This is a genomic window from Paraburkholderia sp. GAS82 (assembly GCF_050436285.1).
In the GTDB taxonomy this organism is placed as follows: Bacteria; Pseudomonadota; Gammaproteobacteria; order Burkholderiales; family Burkholderiaceae; genus Paraburkholderia; species Paraburkholderia phenazinium_B.
Window position 1 is genome coordinate 453,773 of the sequence record NZ_JBNDLX010000004.1, and the last position, 17,757, is coordinate 471,529.

Consider the following 17,757-nt stretch of genomic DNA (forward strand, 5'->3'; position numbering starts at 1 on the left):
GCGAACCATGCCGAAGATACTGACGATCGAAGACGATGAACTGATCGCGGACGATATCGTGCGCACGCTCACATCGAGCGGTTTCTCGGTCGACGTGGCTCGCACCGGCCGCGAAGGCATGGCCAAGGTCATGGCAGGCGAATACGACGTCGTCACGCTCGACCGCATGCTGCCGGATCTCGACGGTCTGACGATCGTCGCCACCATGCGCGGTGTGGGCATGGAAACGCCGGTGCTGGTGATGAGCGCGATGTCCGATGTCGATCATCGCATTCAGGGGCTGCGCGCCGGTGGCGACGACTATCTGACCAAGCCGTTCTCGGCCGACGAGATGTTTGCACGCGTGGAAGTACTGCTGCGGCGGCGTCCGCGTAATGCCAAGGCCGAGACCTTGCTGCGTACCGGTGCGCTTGAGCTCGACCTGGTGCGCCGACGCGTCACCCACGGCAAGCGCGAACTCGAACTGCAGCCGACCGAATTCCGCGTCCTCGAATTCATGATGCGTCATGCAGGCCAGGTGCTGACGCGCACGATGATTTTCGAAGCGGTGTGGGGTTGCCGCTTTGATCCGGGCACCAATCTCATCGACGTGCACGTGGGGCGTCTGCGCAAGAAGGTGGACGTGCCGGGCGAGCGTCCACTGATCCGTACCATCCGCGGCTCCGGCTACCTGTTCGGTTGACGCGCAAGCGCGTCGCCGCCCTCTCCCCTCTCATCGAACACAGCGTGCCCCATGCGGCGCGCTGTGTGTCTTTGCACGTGATCGCGCTGCCGCACGGCTAACGCGTCGTCACCGCACTGTGAATTTCGCCCATGCGTGGCAACTAAAACTTGTTTCATTTTTTTAGTCGCAGGGTGTTAGGGCCTGCTCTACAGAATACCGACATCGGGTAATCCACCAGTGGGATTTGCCCTAACCGACTGACGCCGCCGAGTCATCGCGCCATTCTGAACGGAGCAGCTTTCGATGTTAAAAATAGTCCGGCTAGCGCTAACGCGGCCTTACACGTTCATCGTGCTTGCGCTGCTGATCGTCCTGATCGGCCCGCTGTCCGCGTTGCGCACACCAACCGATATCTTCCCTGACATCCGCATTCCGGTGATCAGCGTGGTGTGGAACTACGCGGGCCTGCAACCGGACGACATGGCCGGGCGCATCGTCACGTATTACGAGCGCACGCTCGGCACCACGGTCAACGATGTTCAGCACATCGAATCGCAATCGTTTCGCGGCTACGGCATCGTCAAGATTTTCTTCCAGCCGAACGTCGATATTCGCACGGCCACGGCGCAGGTCACTTCGGTTTCGCAGACCGTGCTGAAGCAGATGCCGCCTGGCACGACGCCGCCGCAGATCCTCAACTACAACGCCTCGACCGTGCCGGTTCTGCAACTGGCGCTCACCAGCAATACGCTCGACGAACAGAAGCTCGCCGACTACGCGACCAACTTCATCCGTCCGCAACTGCTGAGCGTGCCCGGCGTGGCGATTCCGACCGCCTACGGTGGCAAGACCCGCGAAGTACAGATCGACCTCGACCCACAAGCGCTGCAGGCGAAGAAACTCTCCGCGCAGGATGTAGCCGACGCCCTGGCTCAGCAGAACCAGATCATCCCGGCTGGCACCGAGAAGATCGGTAGCTTCGAATACAACATCAAGCTGAACAACAGCCCGCTGTCGCTGCAGGAACTGAACAACCTGCCGATCAAGACCGTGGACGGCGCAACCATCTATATTCGCGACGTCGCCCACGTGCGGGACGGCTATCCCCCGCAGACCAACATCGTGCGCGTGGACGGACACCGCGCGGTGCTGATGAGTATCCTGAAGAACGGCTCGGCCTCCACGCTCGACATCATCGCGGGTGTCAAGGCGCAACTGCCGCGCATCGAGGAGACGCTGCCGCCCGGGCTCAAGCTCGTTACGATGGGCGATCAATCCACCTTCGTGAAGGGCGCCGTGAGCGGTGTGGCGCGCGAAGGCATCATCGCCGCGGCGCTGACGTCGCTGATGATTCTGCTGTTCCTCGGCAGCTGGCGCTCGACGCTGATCATCGCGGCGTCGATTCCTCTCGCCGTGCTGGCTGCCATTGCCGGCCTCTCGGCGATGGGCGAAACGCTCAACGTGATGACGCTAGGCGGTCTCGCGCTTGCGGTCGGGATTCTGGTGGACGACGCTACCGTCACGATCGAAAACATCAACTGGCACCTCGAGCAAGGCAAGGATGTCAGGAGCGCGATCATGGATGGCGCCGCGCAGATCGTCGGGCCGGCGTTCGTCTCGTTGCTGTGTATCTGTATCGTGTTCGTGCCGATGCTGCTGCTGAACGGCATCGCCCGCTTCCTGTTCGTGCCGATGGCCGAAGCGGTGATCTTTGCGATGGTGGCGTCGTTTGTGCTGTCGCGCACCTTCGTGCCGATGCTCGCGCAGTATCTGCTGAAGCCGCATGCGTCGGGCGGTCACGCCTCCGGCGAACTGGCGGCGGCGATGGAACCGCACGGCGGCCACCACCACCCACCCGCTTCGCGCAATCCGCTGGTGCGCTTTCAGCGCGGCTTCGAGCATCGCTTCGAACGCGTGCGCGCAGTGTATCGCATCGTGCTTGGCCTCGCGCTGACCAACCGCAAGCGCTTCGTGGTTGGCTTTCTGATCGTGGTCGGCGCGTCGTTCCTGCTTGCGCCATGGCTGGGGCGCAATTTCTTTCCCGACATCGATTCGGGCGAAATCTCGCTTCATGTCCGCGCGCCGGTCGGCACGCGCATCGAAGATACCGCCGCCGAGTTCGATCACATCGAGAACGCCGTGCGCAGTGTAGTGCCGCCCAATCAACTCGGCAGCATCATCGACAACGTCGGGCTGCCGAACAGCGGTATCAACCTGACCTACAACAATAGCGGCACTACGGGGCCGAACGACGGCGATATCATGATTTCGCTGAACGAAAATCATGCACCTACCGCCGGCTATGTGAAAACACTGCGCAAGATCCTGCCGCGCGAATTCCCCGGCACGACCTTCTCGTTTCTGCCGGCTGATATCGTCAGCCAGATTCTGAACTTCGGCTCACCGGCACCGATCGACCTGCAGGTGGCGGGCCCGAACCAGGATGCCAACCATCGCTACGCCAACGAAGTGATGCGTCGCATGCGCCTGATTCCGGGCATTGCCGATACGCGCATCCAGCAGGCGTCGACTTACCCGCAGTTCACCGTGGCGGTCGACCGGTCGCGCGCAGACGAACTGGGCATCACCGAGCAGGACGTGACCAATTCCGTGGTAGCGAGCCTCTCTGGCACGAGCCAGGTGTCACCCACCTATTGGCTGAATCCGCATAACGGTGTGTCGTATCCGATCGTCGCACAGACGCCGCAATACCGCATGGAGTCGCTCTCGGCGCTGAACAATTTGCCAATCACTGGCAAGAACGGCCAGTCGCAGATTCTGGGTGGCATTGCGACGATCGAGCGCGGCGTCGGCGATGCCGTCGTCTCGCACTACAACATCGAGCCGCTCTACGACGTATTTGCAACCACCCAGGGGCGCGATCTGGGCGCAGTCGCAACGGACATCCAGCACATCCTGCATGCCACGGCGAAAGACGTGCCGAAGGGCTCGACGGTCACCTTGCGCGGCCAGGTCGAGACGATGAACAGCGCCTTCCTCGGACTCTCGCTTGGCCTCGTCGGCGCGATCGCGTTGATCTACATGCTGATTGTCGTCAACTTCCATTCGTGGTCCGATGCATTCGTCATCGTCACCGCGTTGCCTGCTGCGCTCGCCGGGATCGTCTGGATGCTGTTCACCACGCATACGCCGCTCTCAGTGCCGGCGTTGACCGGCGCCATTCTCTGCATGGGCGTGGCCACGGCCAACAGCATTCTGGTGGTGAGCTTCGCACGCGAACGCCTCGCGGTCACGGGCAACGCGCTGGTCGCAGCAATGGAAGCCGGCTTCACACGCTTTCGCCCGGTGCTGATGACCGCGCTCGCGATGATCATCGGCATGGCGCCGATGGCGCTCGGTCTTGGCGACGGCGGCGAACAGAACGCGCCGCTTGGGCGCGCGGTGATCGGCGGTCTGATCTGCGCGACCTTCGCCACGTTGCTGTTCGTCCCGGTTGTGTTCAGCCTGGTGCACCGTCGCGATGCGGCGAAGCACCCTCCTGTCAAAGACAAAAATCATCCTACTTCCGAAACCGGAGCCCTCCATGTCCACTGAGATCGAGATCAATTCGCCCAAGCGGCTACGTCATCTGAAGCTGGTTGGCATCGTCGTGCTGCTCGCTGCTGCGGGGATCGTGACAACCGGCATCTTTACCCGCGTGCACGCCAAACAGGAAATGACCGCGTGGTCTGCCGCGCAGGCCATTCCGACCGTCGCCGCGCATACGCCGGGTCAACAGGGCGCAACGCAATCCCTGGTTCTGCCAGGTCATCTGTCCGCCTTCGTCGACGCACCCATCTATGCGCGGGTGCCGGGCTATCTGCACGCGTGGTACGCGGATATCGGCACGCATGTGAAGGCTGGGCAACTGCTCGGCCTGATCGATACGCCCGATCTCGACCAGCAATTGCTGCAGGCCAAAGCCGACTTGCAGGACGCGCAGGCGAACGAAAAGCTCGCGGCATCCACCGCCAAACGCTGGACCGAAATGCTCAAGCAGGATTCCGTCTCGCAGCAGGACACCGATGAGAAGACCGGCGACCTGGCTGCCAAGCAGGCGATCGTGGCAAGCGCCCAGGCGAATGTGAACCGTCTCGAAGCACTTGAATCGTTCAAACGGATCACCGCGCCGTTCGATGGTGTCGTCACCGCGCGCAAGACCGATATCGGCGACCTGATCAACGCGGGCGGCGGTGACGGTCATGAACTGTTTACGGTCTCCGACGCGCGTCAGTTGCGGGTGTATGTCAGCGTGCCGCAAAGCGACGCTGCAGCCATCAAGCCGGGCATGACGGCAACGCTGACCATGCCTGAGCGTCCCGGGATGACATTCGAAGCGAAGCTGCTCGACACCGACGATTCGATCACACAGTCTTCGGGCACACTGCTCGTGCAACTCGAGGTAGATAACCAGAACGGCCTGCTGATTCCAGGCGAATACACCGAAGTCCACTTTGCAATGCCCACCGACCCTCATGCGCTGCTCGTTCCAGCCAGCGCGTTGATCTTCCGGCAAAGCGGCTTGCAGGTGGCGGTGGTCGGCAAGGGCGATCAAGCGATACTCAAGCCTGTCACTATCGCTACGGATCTCGGCACCCAGGTCGAAATCGGCTCGGGCCTCGAGGCCAGCGACCGCGTGATCGACAACCCGCCCGACTCGATCGCCACAGGTGACGCGGTGCGAATCGCGGCGGCGCACGCCGCCAACCCATCTTCCACGTCGCTCGCCGACCATGGCGACGCGGAGCGCGCCCATGGCTAGGCTCAAGTTACAGCGCAGCCTGTGCGTAGCGCTGGCCGTCAGCGCACTGTTTAGCGGCTGCTCGTTCGCACCGGTCTATCAGGTGCCGCCCACGGCCATTCCGACGGCCTTCAAGGAAAGCGGTGCCTGGCAACTAGCCAAACCCGCCGATCAGGTGCCGCGCGATGGCTGGTGGCAGGTATATCGCGACCCGGTGCTCGACAAGCTCGAAGTGCAGGTGGCGGCGGCTAATCCGAACGTCGCTGCTGCAGTGGCGCGCCATGACGAAGCCGTCGACTATCTGGCGCAGGCGCGCTCGGGCCTGTTCCCGACCATCGGCGCGCAGGCCAATGTCTCGAGCAACCGGCAATCGGAGAACCGGCCGTTGCGCGGCTCCGGCGAACCTTCGGTGTATGGCTCGAACACGGTCGACGTCGGCATCAACTACGACCTCGATCTGTGGGGCAAGGTGCGCAACGAAGTAGCCGCAGGCCAGGCGGCCGCCCAGGCGAGCGACGCGGATCTCGCCTCCGTGCGTCTGAGCTTGCAGGCGAGTCTTGCGGACGCCTACTTCAATCTGCGCGGACTCGACGAGCAGCAACAACTGCTGGCGGACACGATTACCACCTATGAACGCGCCTTGCAGCTCACGATGAGCCGTCACGCCGGCGGCATTGCTTCGGACCTCGATGTATCGCGCGCGCAGACGCAACTCGCTTCGGCGCGTGCCGCTGCCGAGGACGTCAAGGCTCAACGCGCACTGTACGAACACGCCATTGCATCGCTGACTGGCGTGCCGGCGTCGTCGTTCTCGCTCACAGCATCGACCGGCCTCGCCTATCTGCCGTCGATTCCACCCGGCCTGCCCTCTGCGCTGCTGCAGCGGCGTCCCGATATCGCCGCTGCCGAGCGGCGCGTGGCTGAGGCGAACGCAAAGATCGGCATCGCCAAGGCGGCGTTCTTCCCGGACGTTTCGCTGGGACTCGACGGTGGCTTCCAGAGCGACACGCTTTCGCCGTGGATCATGGCGCCCAACGAAATCTGGTCGATCGGTCCGAGTCTCGTGATGACCCTGTTCGACGGCGGCCGCCGCGAAGCCATGACGCAGGAAGCGCGTGCAAAGCTGGCGGAAAACGGCGCGAAATACAAGGCAGCGGTGCTGCTCGCGTTCCAGCAGGTCGAAGACAATCTGGCCCAGCTGCATCATCTTGGCGATGAGGCGACGCAGCAGGACGAAGCGCTCACCGACGCGCAACGCACCTTGAATCTCTCGATGTCGCGCTATCGCGATGGAACGGTCAGCTATCTGGATGTGGTGACCGCGCAGACCACTGAACTGAATACGCAGATCCTCGCGTTGAACGTGAATACGCGGCGCTTACTGGCCTCGGTGGGACTGATCGAGGCGCTGGGCGGCGGATGGTCGGCGGATCAGACGGCGGTGGCAGCCGCGCCCGCTACGCCGGTTCAGGCAAAAGCGTTATCCGCTGCACGTGGATAAATTTCTTTTCACGTTTAGATCGTCGAACCGCTATCCCCCGGCGACTATCCTTCTAATCAACCGGGCAGCGAATTCTTTACTTCGCTTTTAACTTCGCGCCGCGGTCAGGCAACCAGATATAGACCGACCACTAATTCGTAAGGACAACCAACATGAAATACCTGATGATCGCTATCGCTTTTGTGGGCGCCACTGCTACCGCTTCCGCTTTCGCGCAAACCAGTGCATCGACCACGCAGCAACCGGCCGCTTCGGCACAACTGGCACAGAACTCGAACTCCACCGTCGAGCAGGCCGGCCAATGGGTTCCGCCGTATGGCGAGGAACAGGCCCCCAAGACGCGTGCGCAGGTCTACCAGGAACTGGTGCATGCCGAACAGGATGGCCAGATGCAGTATCTCAACTCGACGGTCTACGAACACTAAGGCTAGCGGAATAGACGCCGCTGCGCGCGCTGTCCGTACCGCTTCACGCCGGATCAAAGCCATGAAAGCCCGTACCGTACTCAAGCGCGCCGTAATTTACGCGCTCGCCGCCGCCACCGCCGGACTACTGCTATCCGGCTGCGCGGCGCCCGGCCCCGACACCGCCAACGGCTGTGTCGGACCGCCCGGCTTCTGCACACCGTATTTCGGTTCATGAGCGTCAGCATGAACGACACGAGCGCGCTCCCCAAACGGGTTAGCGCGTTCGTTTCATTGCGGCTTCGTCTTAAGATTTGAGGCGTATCACCCTGAGGAAAGGGGTGCGCGGCGTCCCTCAGTGCGATCCAGTACTGATCTGGTAGCCGTAACGGCTGACGGTCTCGATGTGCACTTCCGGCAAATATTGTGCGAGCTTGCGCCGCAAACGCGAGACCACCAGATTGACGCTCGACGGGTCGACATCGTCCTTCTCGGGCCACGCATAGCGAATCAGTTGCTCGCGCGGGACCGGCGCGTTGAACTGGCGCATCAGGCATTCGATCAGCAGATACTCGCGCCGCGTCACCACCAGCCGCCGTTCGCCGTCGACCAGTTCATGCGTCAGCGGATCCAGTGAGAGCGTGGCGCTCGCCTCACCGGGAGCGGTCGCCATCGCCGGCGGCAAATCGTGTGCAGCGCGCGAGGCCGCCGTGCGCCGCAACGCCTGCAGACGCTCGTGCAGTTCGATGAAGGAGTACGGTTGCCCGAAACAGGCGTCGGCGCCCGCACGCAGCACCCGGCTGCGGTCCTGGGCGTTCGAGTGGCCAAGCACGGCGATGATCGCCGCGCCCGCACCGGCCGTGACGAATTGCGGCAGCGTCTCCAGCAGGCTTGCATAGGACGAGGCGTCGAGGGCCATCACAATAATCGCGTCGAACGGCTCCTGCGTGGTCAGAAACGCGCCGTCGCGCACGTCCTCGGCGCGTTGCAGACTGTGTGCGCTCTCCTGCAGCGCTTTATAGAGCCAGGCGGATTCGGGATGGGACGCGGCGACGAACAGGATACGCATTCAACCTCCCGTGCAGAAGGGAAAGAGAGCGGGAAGGCTCACGCGAGCGTCCTCGACCAGCATTCGATGCTCACCCGCGCGCCAGGCTCCGCATTACCGATGCGGATCGTAAAGTCATGCACACGCATCACGGCAGAGACGATCGAAAGCCCCAGACCCGAGCCCGCCAGATGGCGAGTACCCTCGCCGCGATAAAAGCGTTGCAGCACCGCGTCGCGCTCATCGAGCGGAATGCCAGGCCCGTTGTCGACGATCTCGACCAGCGGCCCTGCGGGCGTTTGGCGCAACGACATGCGCACCACGCCGCCGGCAGGTGTGAACTTGAAGGCATTGTCGAGCAGATTGCTGAACGCTTCGAACAGCAGCGCACGATCGCCGTGGATCGGCTCGACGGCTTCGGACTCGACAACAAACTGTAGCGAGCGAAGTTCCGCCAGCGGTTCGTACAACTCGCCGACTTCCTCGATGAGCGCCTGCAGTTCCACGGTCGCAAAACCGCCGCGCCGCTGCAGCGTGCCGATCTCCGAAATGCGCAGCATGGCGCGGAAACGGTCGAGCAACGCGTCGGTCTCGTCACGGGCACGCGCGACCAGCGCCGACACGGCAACGTCATCGAGGATATCGGAGCGTTCCGCGATGTGCCCCAGCAACGTCCGCACGTGTGCGAGCGGCGTGCGCAGATCATGGGCGATACCGTCGCACGCGCCCTTGACCTCGTTCATGAGGCGCTCCACTTCCTCGAGCATGTGATTGACGAGGTGCCCAAGCATATCGATCTCATCGCGCCCGCCGATCGGCAAACGCTGACCGAGATCGCCCTGGGCGATGCGCAGCGTGACGCGGCGAATCGCCTTCAGGCGGCGCATTTGCCGCACGCTGAGCGCAAGGCCGCCCACCACGCCGGCAACGAGACACAGCAGACCGCCGCCGATCAGCGCGTTGATGATGGTCTGGCGAATCCGCAGGATATGGGTGAGGTCGCGCGCCAGCACGAGGGTCTCGCCGTCGCGACGGCGTTCGGCCATTGCGCGAACCACGGGCGAGGGCTCCCCGCTCAACGTCTGCAGGCTGTTGCGGGCGAGTGTCACGCCGCCCCGGTCAGGTGCCAGTCCCGGCGGCAGCGCAAGCACGTCACCCGCAACATAGTGGCCGTCAGGCGAAAACAGACCGTAGTAATTGGCATGCATGCGCTCGTGCTCGAGCCGGCGATGGATCGCATCGGCCAGCGCGCTATGCGGCATCGAATCGAAGTAGATGAGCTGCCACTGCATCACGACGTCGGTCTCGTGCTCCATGTCGCCGGTGACCGCGGCGCCGATGAAGCCCAGCAGCGACATGACGGAAATGGAGAAGATCACGGCGTATACCGCGATCAGACGAAACGTCGTGGAATGCCAACGGCGCCCCAGTGCGGATTGCGCGGGGAAAGAGTTGTCCGTCAAGGTTATCTGCTCACGCGAGGATGTAGCCCGAGCCCCGCACGGTCTGGATCATCTGTTTCACGCCGGGAGGATCGATCTTCTTGCGCAGACGTCCCATGTGCACGTCGATCAGGTTCGTGCCCGGGTCGAAGTGGTAACCCCACACCGCTTCGAACAGCATGGTGCGGGTAATGGTCTGGCCGGCGTGGCGCATCATGAATTCGAGCACGCGGTATTCGGTCGGCAGCAGCACGATCTCCTCGCCGTCGCGCTGGACCTTGCGCGAGATCAGATCGAGTTCGAGCGGGCCGACGCGTAGCGTTGTTTCGAACTGCGTGGCGGGCGTTTGACTGCGGCGCAGCAGGACTTCGAGGCGCGCGGTCATTTCTTCGGGGTCGAACGGCTTGGTCAGATAGTCGTCGCCACCCGCGCGCAGGCCACGCACGCGTTCGTCCACGTCGCCGAGCGCGCTCAGCATCAGAACCGGCGTCTGGATGCCGATGCTGCGCATGGTGGTGAGGATGGTCAGGCCGTCGACGCCCGGCAGCATGCGGTCGAGCGTGATGACGTCGTATTCGTCGCTGACGGCGCGCGCCATGCCATCACGGCCGTTCGCCACCCAGTCCACGGTGAAGCCGCGACTTTTCAGCTCGCCGACTATTTCGTTGGCGGTGATCTCGTCATCTTCGATCGTCAGCACTCGCGACATGATGATTTCACGCGCGACAGCGAACTCAGCCGACCTGAGCGGCGTGCGCGACTGGTTATCAGTAGAAGTACATGATGCCATATTCGGCTTGCAGGTTTGAGTTCGGAAGCGGACGGCGCGCCGGGCGCCGCAACGTGGACAACAGATGGCCACAGGCTACGCGCGAGGCCGTAACGCTCACATATCGGTTTCATTAAAAAATATTTAAACAAGGAAAAGGCGCCCAGAACTCACGGGGATCCGCGCGCAGCGCACGCTTTGACGCCCTCCCCGGCGGCGGCGCAAAGATGAACGATCTTTCATCGTTAAGAGGGCGAAACGGTATGGGCCCTCCACTAGCCTGTTTGCATCCGGTAGCCACTTTTTCTGGCTGCCTTTGTACGAAGTTTTCCACCAAGGGATGCAAACATGAAACTCGCGACACGCACCGTTTTGATGGCCCTGTTGCTCGCCGGCAGCGCTTCTGCAATGGCCGCTCCCGGTCTCACGCCAAAGCAATGCAACAGTTATCCGTTCACGAAGCTCAAGGGCGAAGTCACGCACAAGCAGTTGATGCGCGAACTCGGCGAACTGGAGGCCATGGGCTACAACCCCGCCACGGACGAAAACGTCTACCCTGCCGACCTCGAGGCGGCCGAAGCGAAGCTGCAGGCCGAATACCGCGCCGACTGCATGCCGCCCGCTTCAGCGACCGATGCGCACCCCGATAACACCGCGGCACCGGCAACGACCGGCGCAGTCAACCCGGCGAGCTGACCGTGCATCGGGCAAGCGCTCGCGTGCCTCTGAAATCCGCCGCACAGACCGTCGAAACCAGGCGTCTAGGCGAATACCCTGCAAGCGCGCTTCTCGCGCTTGCAGTCCTTATCCCGCTCTCATCATTTGCAGGCGCCGCCCTTGTCACGCGCGAACTTCGCGGACATTGCACGATGCGCGTGGCTATCCATTTCGCACACCCCGCGGTACGTTTTTTTCCCGTGCAGCCAACCGGCGACCTGCTTTAGAATCGTGTCGCGTAGCGCAAGGCGTTGACGCTGTTTTTTATCGCGTCGTAAATCAGTATTAACGTCAGCCTTCACAACCTTACAAAAGCATTTGGCATAACGTTGAAGTTAAACGACTTTTTCGCCCCAACCATTCACTCTTGTAAGCTGGCCGGCGAAATGCGCTCCACATGATTAGAGCGCATCCTCTAAACACAGTATGCCCCCATCAAAAAAAGTTTGACGCGAGATTTTGAACTGATATCGTTCCGTCGCAGGAATTACAGCCGCAGCTAATGACGGTCTGTGAAATACGTGTGACGTTCGAGCATCTTTTCGTCCGTCACGGCCTGCGCCAAAGCGAAGGGGATGTATCAAATACCGTCTATTAGTACTTCTACGCAGATAGATTACTGGCTGTTTCCGCTCATCCCCGCGGACCGCTCAGAATCTGTCCGACGCGGGCATGCGCCTTGCACACAGACGGCCTATAGCCGTTGCAACCCGGGATCTGAACCCAAGGCGCAAGCCTTTAGGCTCGAGTCGAGTGCTACGGCCCGCCCATCTGGAGTCCAAAAAGAATGTTGCGCGCCCTCGTTAGGGCTGAAGGAAACAATGTTTCGACGTAGCAAGAACGCTGCAGTCACGGAAATGGGCGGTTCACGCCGGGAGGAACGAAGGTGGTTATGAAAGTTGAAGGGCAGTTTCCGGCGGGCACGACCGCAGTTCACAGAACTGGGCGCCCGCGCGAATTCGGGAAAAAGCAGCAGAACCCCGTGCGCCGCTTTGGCGGTATTGCCGCCGTTCTTCTCCTCCATATAGTGCTGATCTATGCACTGCTCAATGGCCTCGCCACCAAGGTGGTGCAGGTCATTCAACATCCGATTGAAACCAAGATCATCGAGCCGGTGAAGCCGCCGCCTCCGCCGCCGTTGCCGACCGTGCAGTTGCCGCCGCCGAAGTTCGCGCCGCCGCCGCCGCCGTTCGTGCCGCCGCCGGAAGTCAACGTGCCGACTCCGCCGCAGCCCACCATTACGCACCAGGCCGCTCCGGTCGTGGCGCAGCCGGCACCGCCGCCTGCCCCGCCCGCTCCGCCGGCCCCGTCGAAGCCGGTGAGCGCCCAGGTCGACGTGGCGTGCCCGAACTCCGACCAGATCCGCTCAACCGTGGTGTATCCGAAGGAAGCTCAGGAAAACAACGTCACGGGTGACGTACTCATCGAATTCGTAGTCGATCCGCAGGGCCATATTACGGATGAGCATGTCGCGAAATCGTCGGATGACTCTTCCCTCGATCGCGCGGCGTTCAATGCGGTAAAGAAGTTTAGTTGCGTTTCCCAAGGCCAACCTGTCCGTGTCCAGGTTCCGTTCTCGTTCAACCTGAACTGAACTGAACCCACGAACCGAGCGGTACCGGTAGCGATTTATTAGTCACGTTGTACAAGTTCAACGCATGAACTGGAGCAGACATGAAGAAGCGTTCTCTCGCCGCAGTGGCGGCAAGCATGGTGTTGACCGTAACCACGGCAACGACCTTTGTCGCACCGCAAATTGCCTACGCGCAAGCTAGCGACGCAACCGTAGCAGCATCGGCAACCGACGCCGCACCGACGGCCGCACCCGCAGCAGCACCGGCGGACCAGGCTGTGCCGCCGCCGGCACCCGCCACCTCCGAAACCGTCAACAACCCGTACGGTCTTGGCGCCCTGTGGAAAAACGGTGACTTCGTTGCCCGCTTCGTGCTGATCCTGCTGGTGATCATGTCGATGGGCAGCTGGTACATCATGATCACGAAGTTCTTCGAACAGTTCCGTGCGAACCGCCGCTTCAAGAGCGCGGACGAACAGCTGTGGACCGCGCCTTCGCTCGCCGAAGGCGCGAAGATGCTGGACGAAGGTTCGCCGTTCCGCTTCATCGCCGAAACCGCGATCGATGCCGGTGAACACCATGACGAAGCGCTCCTCGAAGCCGTCGACCGCAACACCTGGATCGACGTGTCGGTCGAGCGCGCGATCACCAACGTGTCGAACCGCCTGCAGGACGGCCTCGCCTTCCTCGGTACGGTCGGCTCCACGGCGCCGTTCGTCGGCCTGTTCGGTACGGTCTGGGGTATCTATCACGCACTGACGGCTATCGGTATCGCCGGCCAGGCTTCGATCGACAAGGTGGCAGGTCCGGTCGGTGAAGCGCTGATCATGACGGCAATCGGTCTGGCAGTGGCAGTTCCGGCGGTGCTCGGCTACAACTTCCTGGTTCGCCGCAACAAGTCGGTGATGGAACGCGTCCGCGGCTTCGGCGCACAACTGCACACCGTCCTGCTGGCCGGCAGCGGCCGCGCAAAGCGCCCGGCTGCAGCCCAGAAGGCTACGTTGGTCGAACACGCGGGGTAAGCCATGGCTATGAGCGTCGGGCAAGAGGGGGATGAGGACGAAGTCATCTCCGCCATCAACACCACGCCGCTAGTCGATGTGATGCTGGTTTTGCTGATCATCTTCCTGATCACGATTCCTGTTGTTACGCACACGGTGCCGGTGAAGTTGCCGAATGAGGCAGTCCAGCCGCTGCAGACCACGCCCAAAAGTATCGTGATCGCGGTCAACCGCGATGGCGATTTCTTCTGGAACGAGAAGCACGTGGATGCAGCGACGCTGCTCACGCAGTTGAAGACCGTGTCGGTGATGCAACCGCAGCCGGAAGTCAACGTGCGTGGCGACCAGAACACGCGTTATGAGTTTATCGGCCGCGTGATCACCGCCTGCGAGCGTGCTGGCATCGCCAAGGTGTCATTTATCACTGAGCCGCCGCCGCGCGGGGGTTGAGTAGGCTTGCATGGGATCCGAGTAAGCGCCAAAGCGCTAACTCGGGTCGACCGCGAGGCATGGGACCGCAGTAAGCGCTAAAGCGCTAACTGCGGTCGACAGGAGCAGATTATGGGAATGAACGTATCTTCAGGCGGTGGCGGTGAACCGGATGTGATGGTCGACATCAACACCACGCCGCTGATCGACGTGATGCTGGTGTTGCTGATCATGCTGATCATCACGATTCCGATCCAGACGCACGCCATCAAGATGAACCTGCCGGTCGGCAACCCACCTCCTCCGGCGGTCCAGCCGGAAGTGGTGCAGATCGATATCGACTTCGACGGCACGATGATGTGGAACGGTACGGTTATTCCGGACCAGGCCACCCTCAACTCGAAACTGTCTCAGGTTGCTGCCGAGCCGGTACAGGCTGAGATTCATCTGCTGCCGAACAAGCTGGTGCCGTACAAGGATGTCGCTGCCGTGCTGGCTGCCGCACAACGTATTGGCGCCACCAAGATCGGGTTGATCGGCAACGAGCAGTACATGCAATAAGGATGTGAGAGTGCTAATGATCCATCAACGGTTCAAGCGTGCCGTGATCGCGGCCGCTTTCGGGGGGTTGTCTGCCCTCGTCGTGCTGCCGACCGTGTCGCATGCTGCCGACACCCTGCGTCCCGAAGTGGCCAAGCCGCTGAACGCGGCGCAGGATTCGTACCGGGCTCACAAGTATCAGGACGCGCTGGCGAAGATCGCGCAGGCCGACGCCGTCCCGAACAAGACGCCCTACGAAAACTACATGATCGAAGAGATGCGCGGCGCGGCTGCCGCTGCGGCCGGCGACTCCGGTACCGCGGCGAAGGCCTACGAAACGCTGCTCGCTTCGGGCAAGCTGACGGGCGCCGACGAGCAACGCACCACCGCTGCTCTCGCTGGCATCTACTTCGAGGGTAAGAACTATCCTCTGGCGATCAAGACCGCGCAGCGTTACATGAAGGCCGGCGGCACGGATCCGGACATGCGGACCCTGCTGATCCAGTCGTACTACCTGTCGAACGACTGCGGCAACGTGGTGAGCCTGCTCAAGCCTACGGTGGATGCACAGGCGCGTGCCGGTCATGCTCCGGACGAATCGCAGCTGCAGTTGCTGGGCACGTGCGCGCAGCGCTCCAACGACTCGGCCACCTATCGCGGTGCGCTCGAAAAGCTGGTGGCGTACCACCCGAAGCAGTCGTACTGGGATGATCTGTTCTCGGCGATCCGCAGCAAGCCAGGCTACGCGTCGAATCTGGATATCGACACCTACCGTTTGCGCCGTGCTACCGGTTCGCTGACGACGGCTGACGATTATATGCAGATGACGCAGTTGTCGATCCTTGCCGGCACTCCGGTTGAAGGCAAGCAGGTGGTCGATCAGGGCTTCTCGTCAGGCGTGCTCGGCAAGGACGCCGGTGCGGACCGCGAAAAGCGTCTGCAGGCGCTGGCGACCAAGCGTGCGACGAGCACGGTCGACAGCAACGGTGTGCCGATTCCGCCGTTCGATCTGGCGTTCAACCAGGTCTTCGCGGGCCAGGCGCCGCAAGGTCTGGCGACGATGGAAGGGCTGATTGCCAAGGGTGGTCTGCCGCATCCGGATCAGGCGCAACTGCATCTGGGCGAAGCGTATTACTTCGCCGGGCAGAAGCAGAAGGCGATTCAGGCGTTCAAGGCGGTCAAGGGCGACGACGGCTCGGCTGACCTGGCGCGGTTGTGGATTCTGGTGGCGTCGAAGTAAGCGCTCCTCCTTCGCTGTACACGCTGTACCTCGCGCCGCAAGCTGGACTCTCGAAGTCCCGGTTTGCGGCGCGATTCTTTTTGCTCCCCTCCCCTCGTTTCGTCTCCCCGCTGACGCCCGCTTAGATCAATCTTGGATCATTCTTAGATCAATTTATGGATCTTGAATCATTCTTAGATCAATCTTGGATCATTCTTGGTTCATTTTCCGTCCGTTTTGAGCTAAGATTGATTCAAGAATCAATCTTGAATCAATTTTGCAGGTATCCAGCGAGAAAATGGCGAAGCGCGGACTGTACGACACCGTTCTGAGGTTTCTGGCCAGGCAGCGCGATCTGGGACACCACGAGTTGTCCCGGTCGGACATCGCGGCGGCACTGGGTGAGCCGCCGGCGACGGTACTCCGCTACCTGAACCGGCTCAAAGCGGACGGAAAAGTAGTCCAGTCGGGAAGTACCTCGGCCTCCCGTTACAGCCTTGCCAGTTTCGAGGGGACGGTGCAAACACCCGCGCCTTCCTCCGTCACGCGTCCCGGCTCAGTAATTCCAACGGGATCCCCCTCGTGGTCTCCGTCTTCAAGCGATCTCCTCGCTGCTCTCGAGGTGCCTCTCGGCGCCCGTCAGCCGGTAACTTATCAGCGCAAGTTCGTCGACGATTACGAACCCAATCGGACGTTCCTGCTGCCTGAGTCGCTCGCAAACGATCTCTATCGGGAAGGACGGATGCAAGGACAACAGCCCGCCGGCACGTACGCGCGCAATGTCATCGAGCCACTGCTGATCGACCTGTCTTTTTCGTCGTCCCGGCTCGAAGGCAACCGCTACACCCGGCTCGATACCGAGGTCCTGTTCCGGTCGGGGCACGCCAACCCGCAGGACAAGGACGCGATCATGCTGCTCAACCACAAGCGCGCGATCGAGTTCCTGATCGACGAGGTGCCGCTCTATGGGCTCACCGTGATGGTGATCCGGAACATCCATACCTTGTTGATGCAGGGCCTGCTGCACGACGAAGATTCGCTCGGGGCGATTCGCCAGAAGGTCGTCAACATCAACAACACGGCGTATGTGCCGGCACATATGCCTTCGCTGCTCGAGGAGATGCTCGGCATCATCGTTGCGAAGGCACGTGATATCAAGAATCCCGTAGAAGCCGCTTTCTTCCTCTGGGTGAACCTGGCCTACCTCCAGCCGTTCGAGGACGGTAACAAGCGAACCAGCCGGCTCAGCGCAAATATCCCGCTTCTGATGTACAACTGCGCGCCGCTCAGTTTTCTCGACGTGACGGACGACGACTATAGTCGCGCGAGGATCGGCGTGTATGAAAAGCTGGATGTCAGCATCGCTGCGGATCTGTTCGCGTGGACCTACCGCCGCTCGATCGGGAAATATGCCGTGCAGATTCAGGCGGCTGGCCTGCCCGACCTGTTTCGCGCGACGCATCGCGATGCCATCAACGAACTGGTGAGCCGCGTTGTGCGAGAAGGCCATCCGCTCGGGACGGCCATCGCCGAATTTGACCTCCCTGCGCAGGATGCTGAGAAGCTCGCCGAGATCGTCAAAGGAGATATCGTCCGGCTCGGCGAGCATAACTTCGCCCGTTACCGCCTGACGCTACGCGAGTTGATGCGTTGGGTCGATGCAGGACGCCCTGTCACCGAGTAGCGAAGAAAGGCGCGCCGTCGGCGCA

At 61.8% G+C, this 17,757-nt stretch carries 16 protein-coding genes; 13 read left to right on the forward strand and 3 right to left on the reverse strand.

Annotated elements, in window-relative coordinates; all coding sequences use genetic code 11:
• Positions 1 to 7: 7 nt before the first annotated feature.
• The 6 genes from P3T17_RS15435 to P3T17_RS15460 all read left to right on the forward strand — a co-directional run bounded on the left by P3T17_RS15435 (position 8) and on the right by P3T17_RS15460 (position 7,548).
• A complete protein-coding gene (locus P3T17_RS15435) occupies positions 8 to 682 on the forward strand; it encodes a response regulator transcription factor (protein ID WP_074265105.1) in 675 nt (224 codons plus the stop codon).
• A 285-nt stretch (positions 683 to 967) separates the two neighbouring features.
• Positions 968 to 4,219, forward strand: a complete 3,252-nt coding sequence (locus tag P3T17_RS15440; protein WP_429407655.1) for an efflux RND transporter permease subunit — start codon at positions 968 to 970, stop codon at positions 4,217 to 4,219.
• The gene (locus P3T17_RS15445) at positions 4,209 to 5,426 is read left to right on the forward strand and encodes an efflux RND transporter periplasmic adaptor subunit (protein ID WP_429407657.1); all 1,218 of its coding nucleotides are present in this window, start codon (positions 4,209 to 4,211) and stop codon (positions 5,424 to 5,426) included. Before P3T17_RS15440 ends, P3T17_RS15445 begins: the two co-directional genes overlap by 11 nt.
• On the forward strand, positions 5,419 to 6,906 hold the full coding sequence (locus P3T17_RS15450) for an efflux transporter outer membrane subunit (protein ID WP_429407659.1): 1,488 nt from the start codon (positions 5,419 to 5,421) through the stop codon (positions 6,904 to 6,906). Before P3T17_RS15445 ends, P3T17_RS15450 begins: the two co-directional genes overlap by 8 nt.
• 152 nt (positions 6,907 to 7,058) lie before the next feature.
• Entirely contained in the window at positions 7,059 to 7,331 is a 273-nt protein-coding gene (locus P3T17_RS15455; protein ID WP_429407661.1) for a DUF4148 domain-containing protein, read from the forward strand.
• Positions 7,332 to 7,392: 61 nt separating this feature from the next.
• Entirely contained in the window at positions 7,393 to 7,548 is a 156-nt protein-coding gene (locus P3T17_RS15460) for a hypothetical protein (RefSeq protein ID WP_429407663.1), read from the forward strand.
• A gap of 117 nt (positions 7,549 to 7,665) precedes the next feature.
• Here the strand turns inward: P3T17_RS15460 and P3T17_RS15465 are convergent, their stop codons facing one another.
• The 3 genes from P3T17_RS15465 to P3T17_RS15475 all read right to left on the reverse strand — a co-directional run bounded on the left by P3T17_RS15465 (position 7,666) and on the right by P3T17_RS15475 (position 10,509).
• Entirely contained in the window at positions 7,666 to 8,379 is a 714-nt protein-coding gene (locus tag P3T17_RS15465) for a winged helix-turn-helix transcriptional regulator (protein WP_429407665.1), read from the reverse strand.
• A gap of 38 nt (positions 8,380 to 8,417) precedes the next feature.
• Positions 8,418 to 9,716 carry an ATP-binding protein gene (locus P3T17_RS15470; protein ID WP_429407903.1) on the reverse strand — a complete coding sequence of 433 codons (1,299 nt, stop codon included), beginning with the start codon at positions 9,714 to 9,716 and terminating at the stop codon, positions 8,418 to 8,420.
• Between the two features lie 115 nt (positions 9,717 to 9,831).
• Entirely contained in the window at positions 9,832 to 10,509 is a 678-nt protein-coding gene (locus P3T17_RS15475; RefSeq protein WP_074265112.1) for a response regulator transcription factor, read from the reverse strand.
• Positions 10,510 to 10,917: 408 nt separating this feature from the next.
• On the opposite strand from P3T17_RS15475, the gene P3T17_RS15480 reads away from it, so the two are divergent.
• From P3T17_RS15480 to P3T17_RS15510, 7 genes are all read left to right on the forward strand, one after another.
• A complete protein-coding gene (locus tag P3T17_RS15480) occupies positions 10,918 to 11,265 on the forward strand; it encodes a DUF4148 domain-containing protein (protein ID WP_074265113.1) in 348 nt (115 codons plus the stop codon).
• Positions 11,266 to 12,178: 913 nt separating this feature from the next.
• Positions 12,179 to 12,880: an energy transducer TonB gene (locus P3T17_RS15485; RefSeq protein WP_074265114.1), complete on the forward strand. Its 702-nt coding sequence runs from the start codon at positions 12,179 to 12,181 to the stop codon at positions 12,878 to 12,880.
• An 80-nt stretch (positions 12,881 to 12,960) separates the two neighbouring features.
• The gene (locus P3T17_RS15490) at positions 12,961 to 13,881 is read left to right on the forward strand and encodes a MotA/TolQ/ExbB proton channel family protein (protein ID WP_074265115.1); all 921 of its coding nucleotides are present in this window, start codon (positions 12,961 to 12,963) and stop codon (positions 13,879 to 13,881) included.
• Between the two features lie 3 nt (positions 13,882 to 13,884).
• A complete protein-coding gene (locus P3T17_RS15495; RefSeq protein WP_074265116.1) occupies positions 13,885 to 14,310 on the forward strand; it encodes an ExbD/TolR family protein in 426 nt (141 codons plus the stop codon).
• A 111-nt stretch (positions 14,311 to 14,421) separates the two neighbouring features.
• Entirely contained in the window at positions 14,422 to 14,850 is a 429-nt protein-coding gene (locus tag P3T17_RS15500) for an ExbD/TolR family protein (RefSeq protein WP_429407667.1), read from the forward strand.
• Positions 14,851 to 14,866: 16 nt separating this feature from the next.
• Positions 14,867 to 16,069: a tetratricopeptide repeat protein gene (locus P3T17_RS15505; protein ID WP_074265118.1), complete on the forward strand. Its 1,203-nt coding sequence runs from the start codon at positions 14,867 to 14,869 to the stop codon at positions 16,067 to 16,069.
• 277 nt (positions 16,070 to 16,346) lie between these two features.
• Positions 16,347 to 17,732, forward strand: coding sequence for a Fic family protein (locus P3T17_RS15510; RefSeq protein ID WP_429407669.1), 1,386 nt, complete (start codon positions 16,347 to 16,349; stop codon positions 17,730 to 17,732).
• Positions 17,733 to 17,757 lie beyond the last annotated feature (25 nt).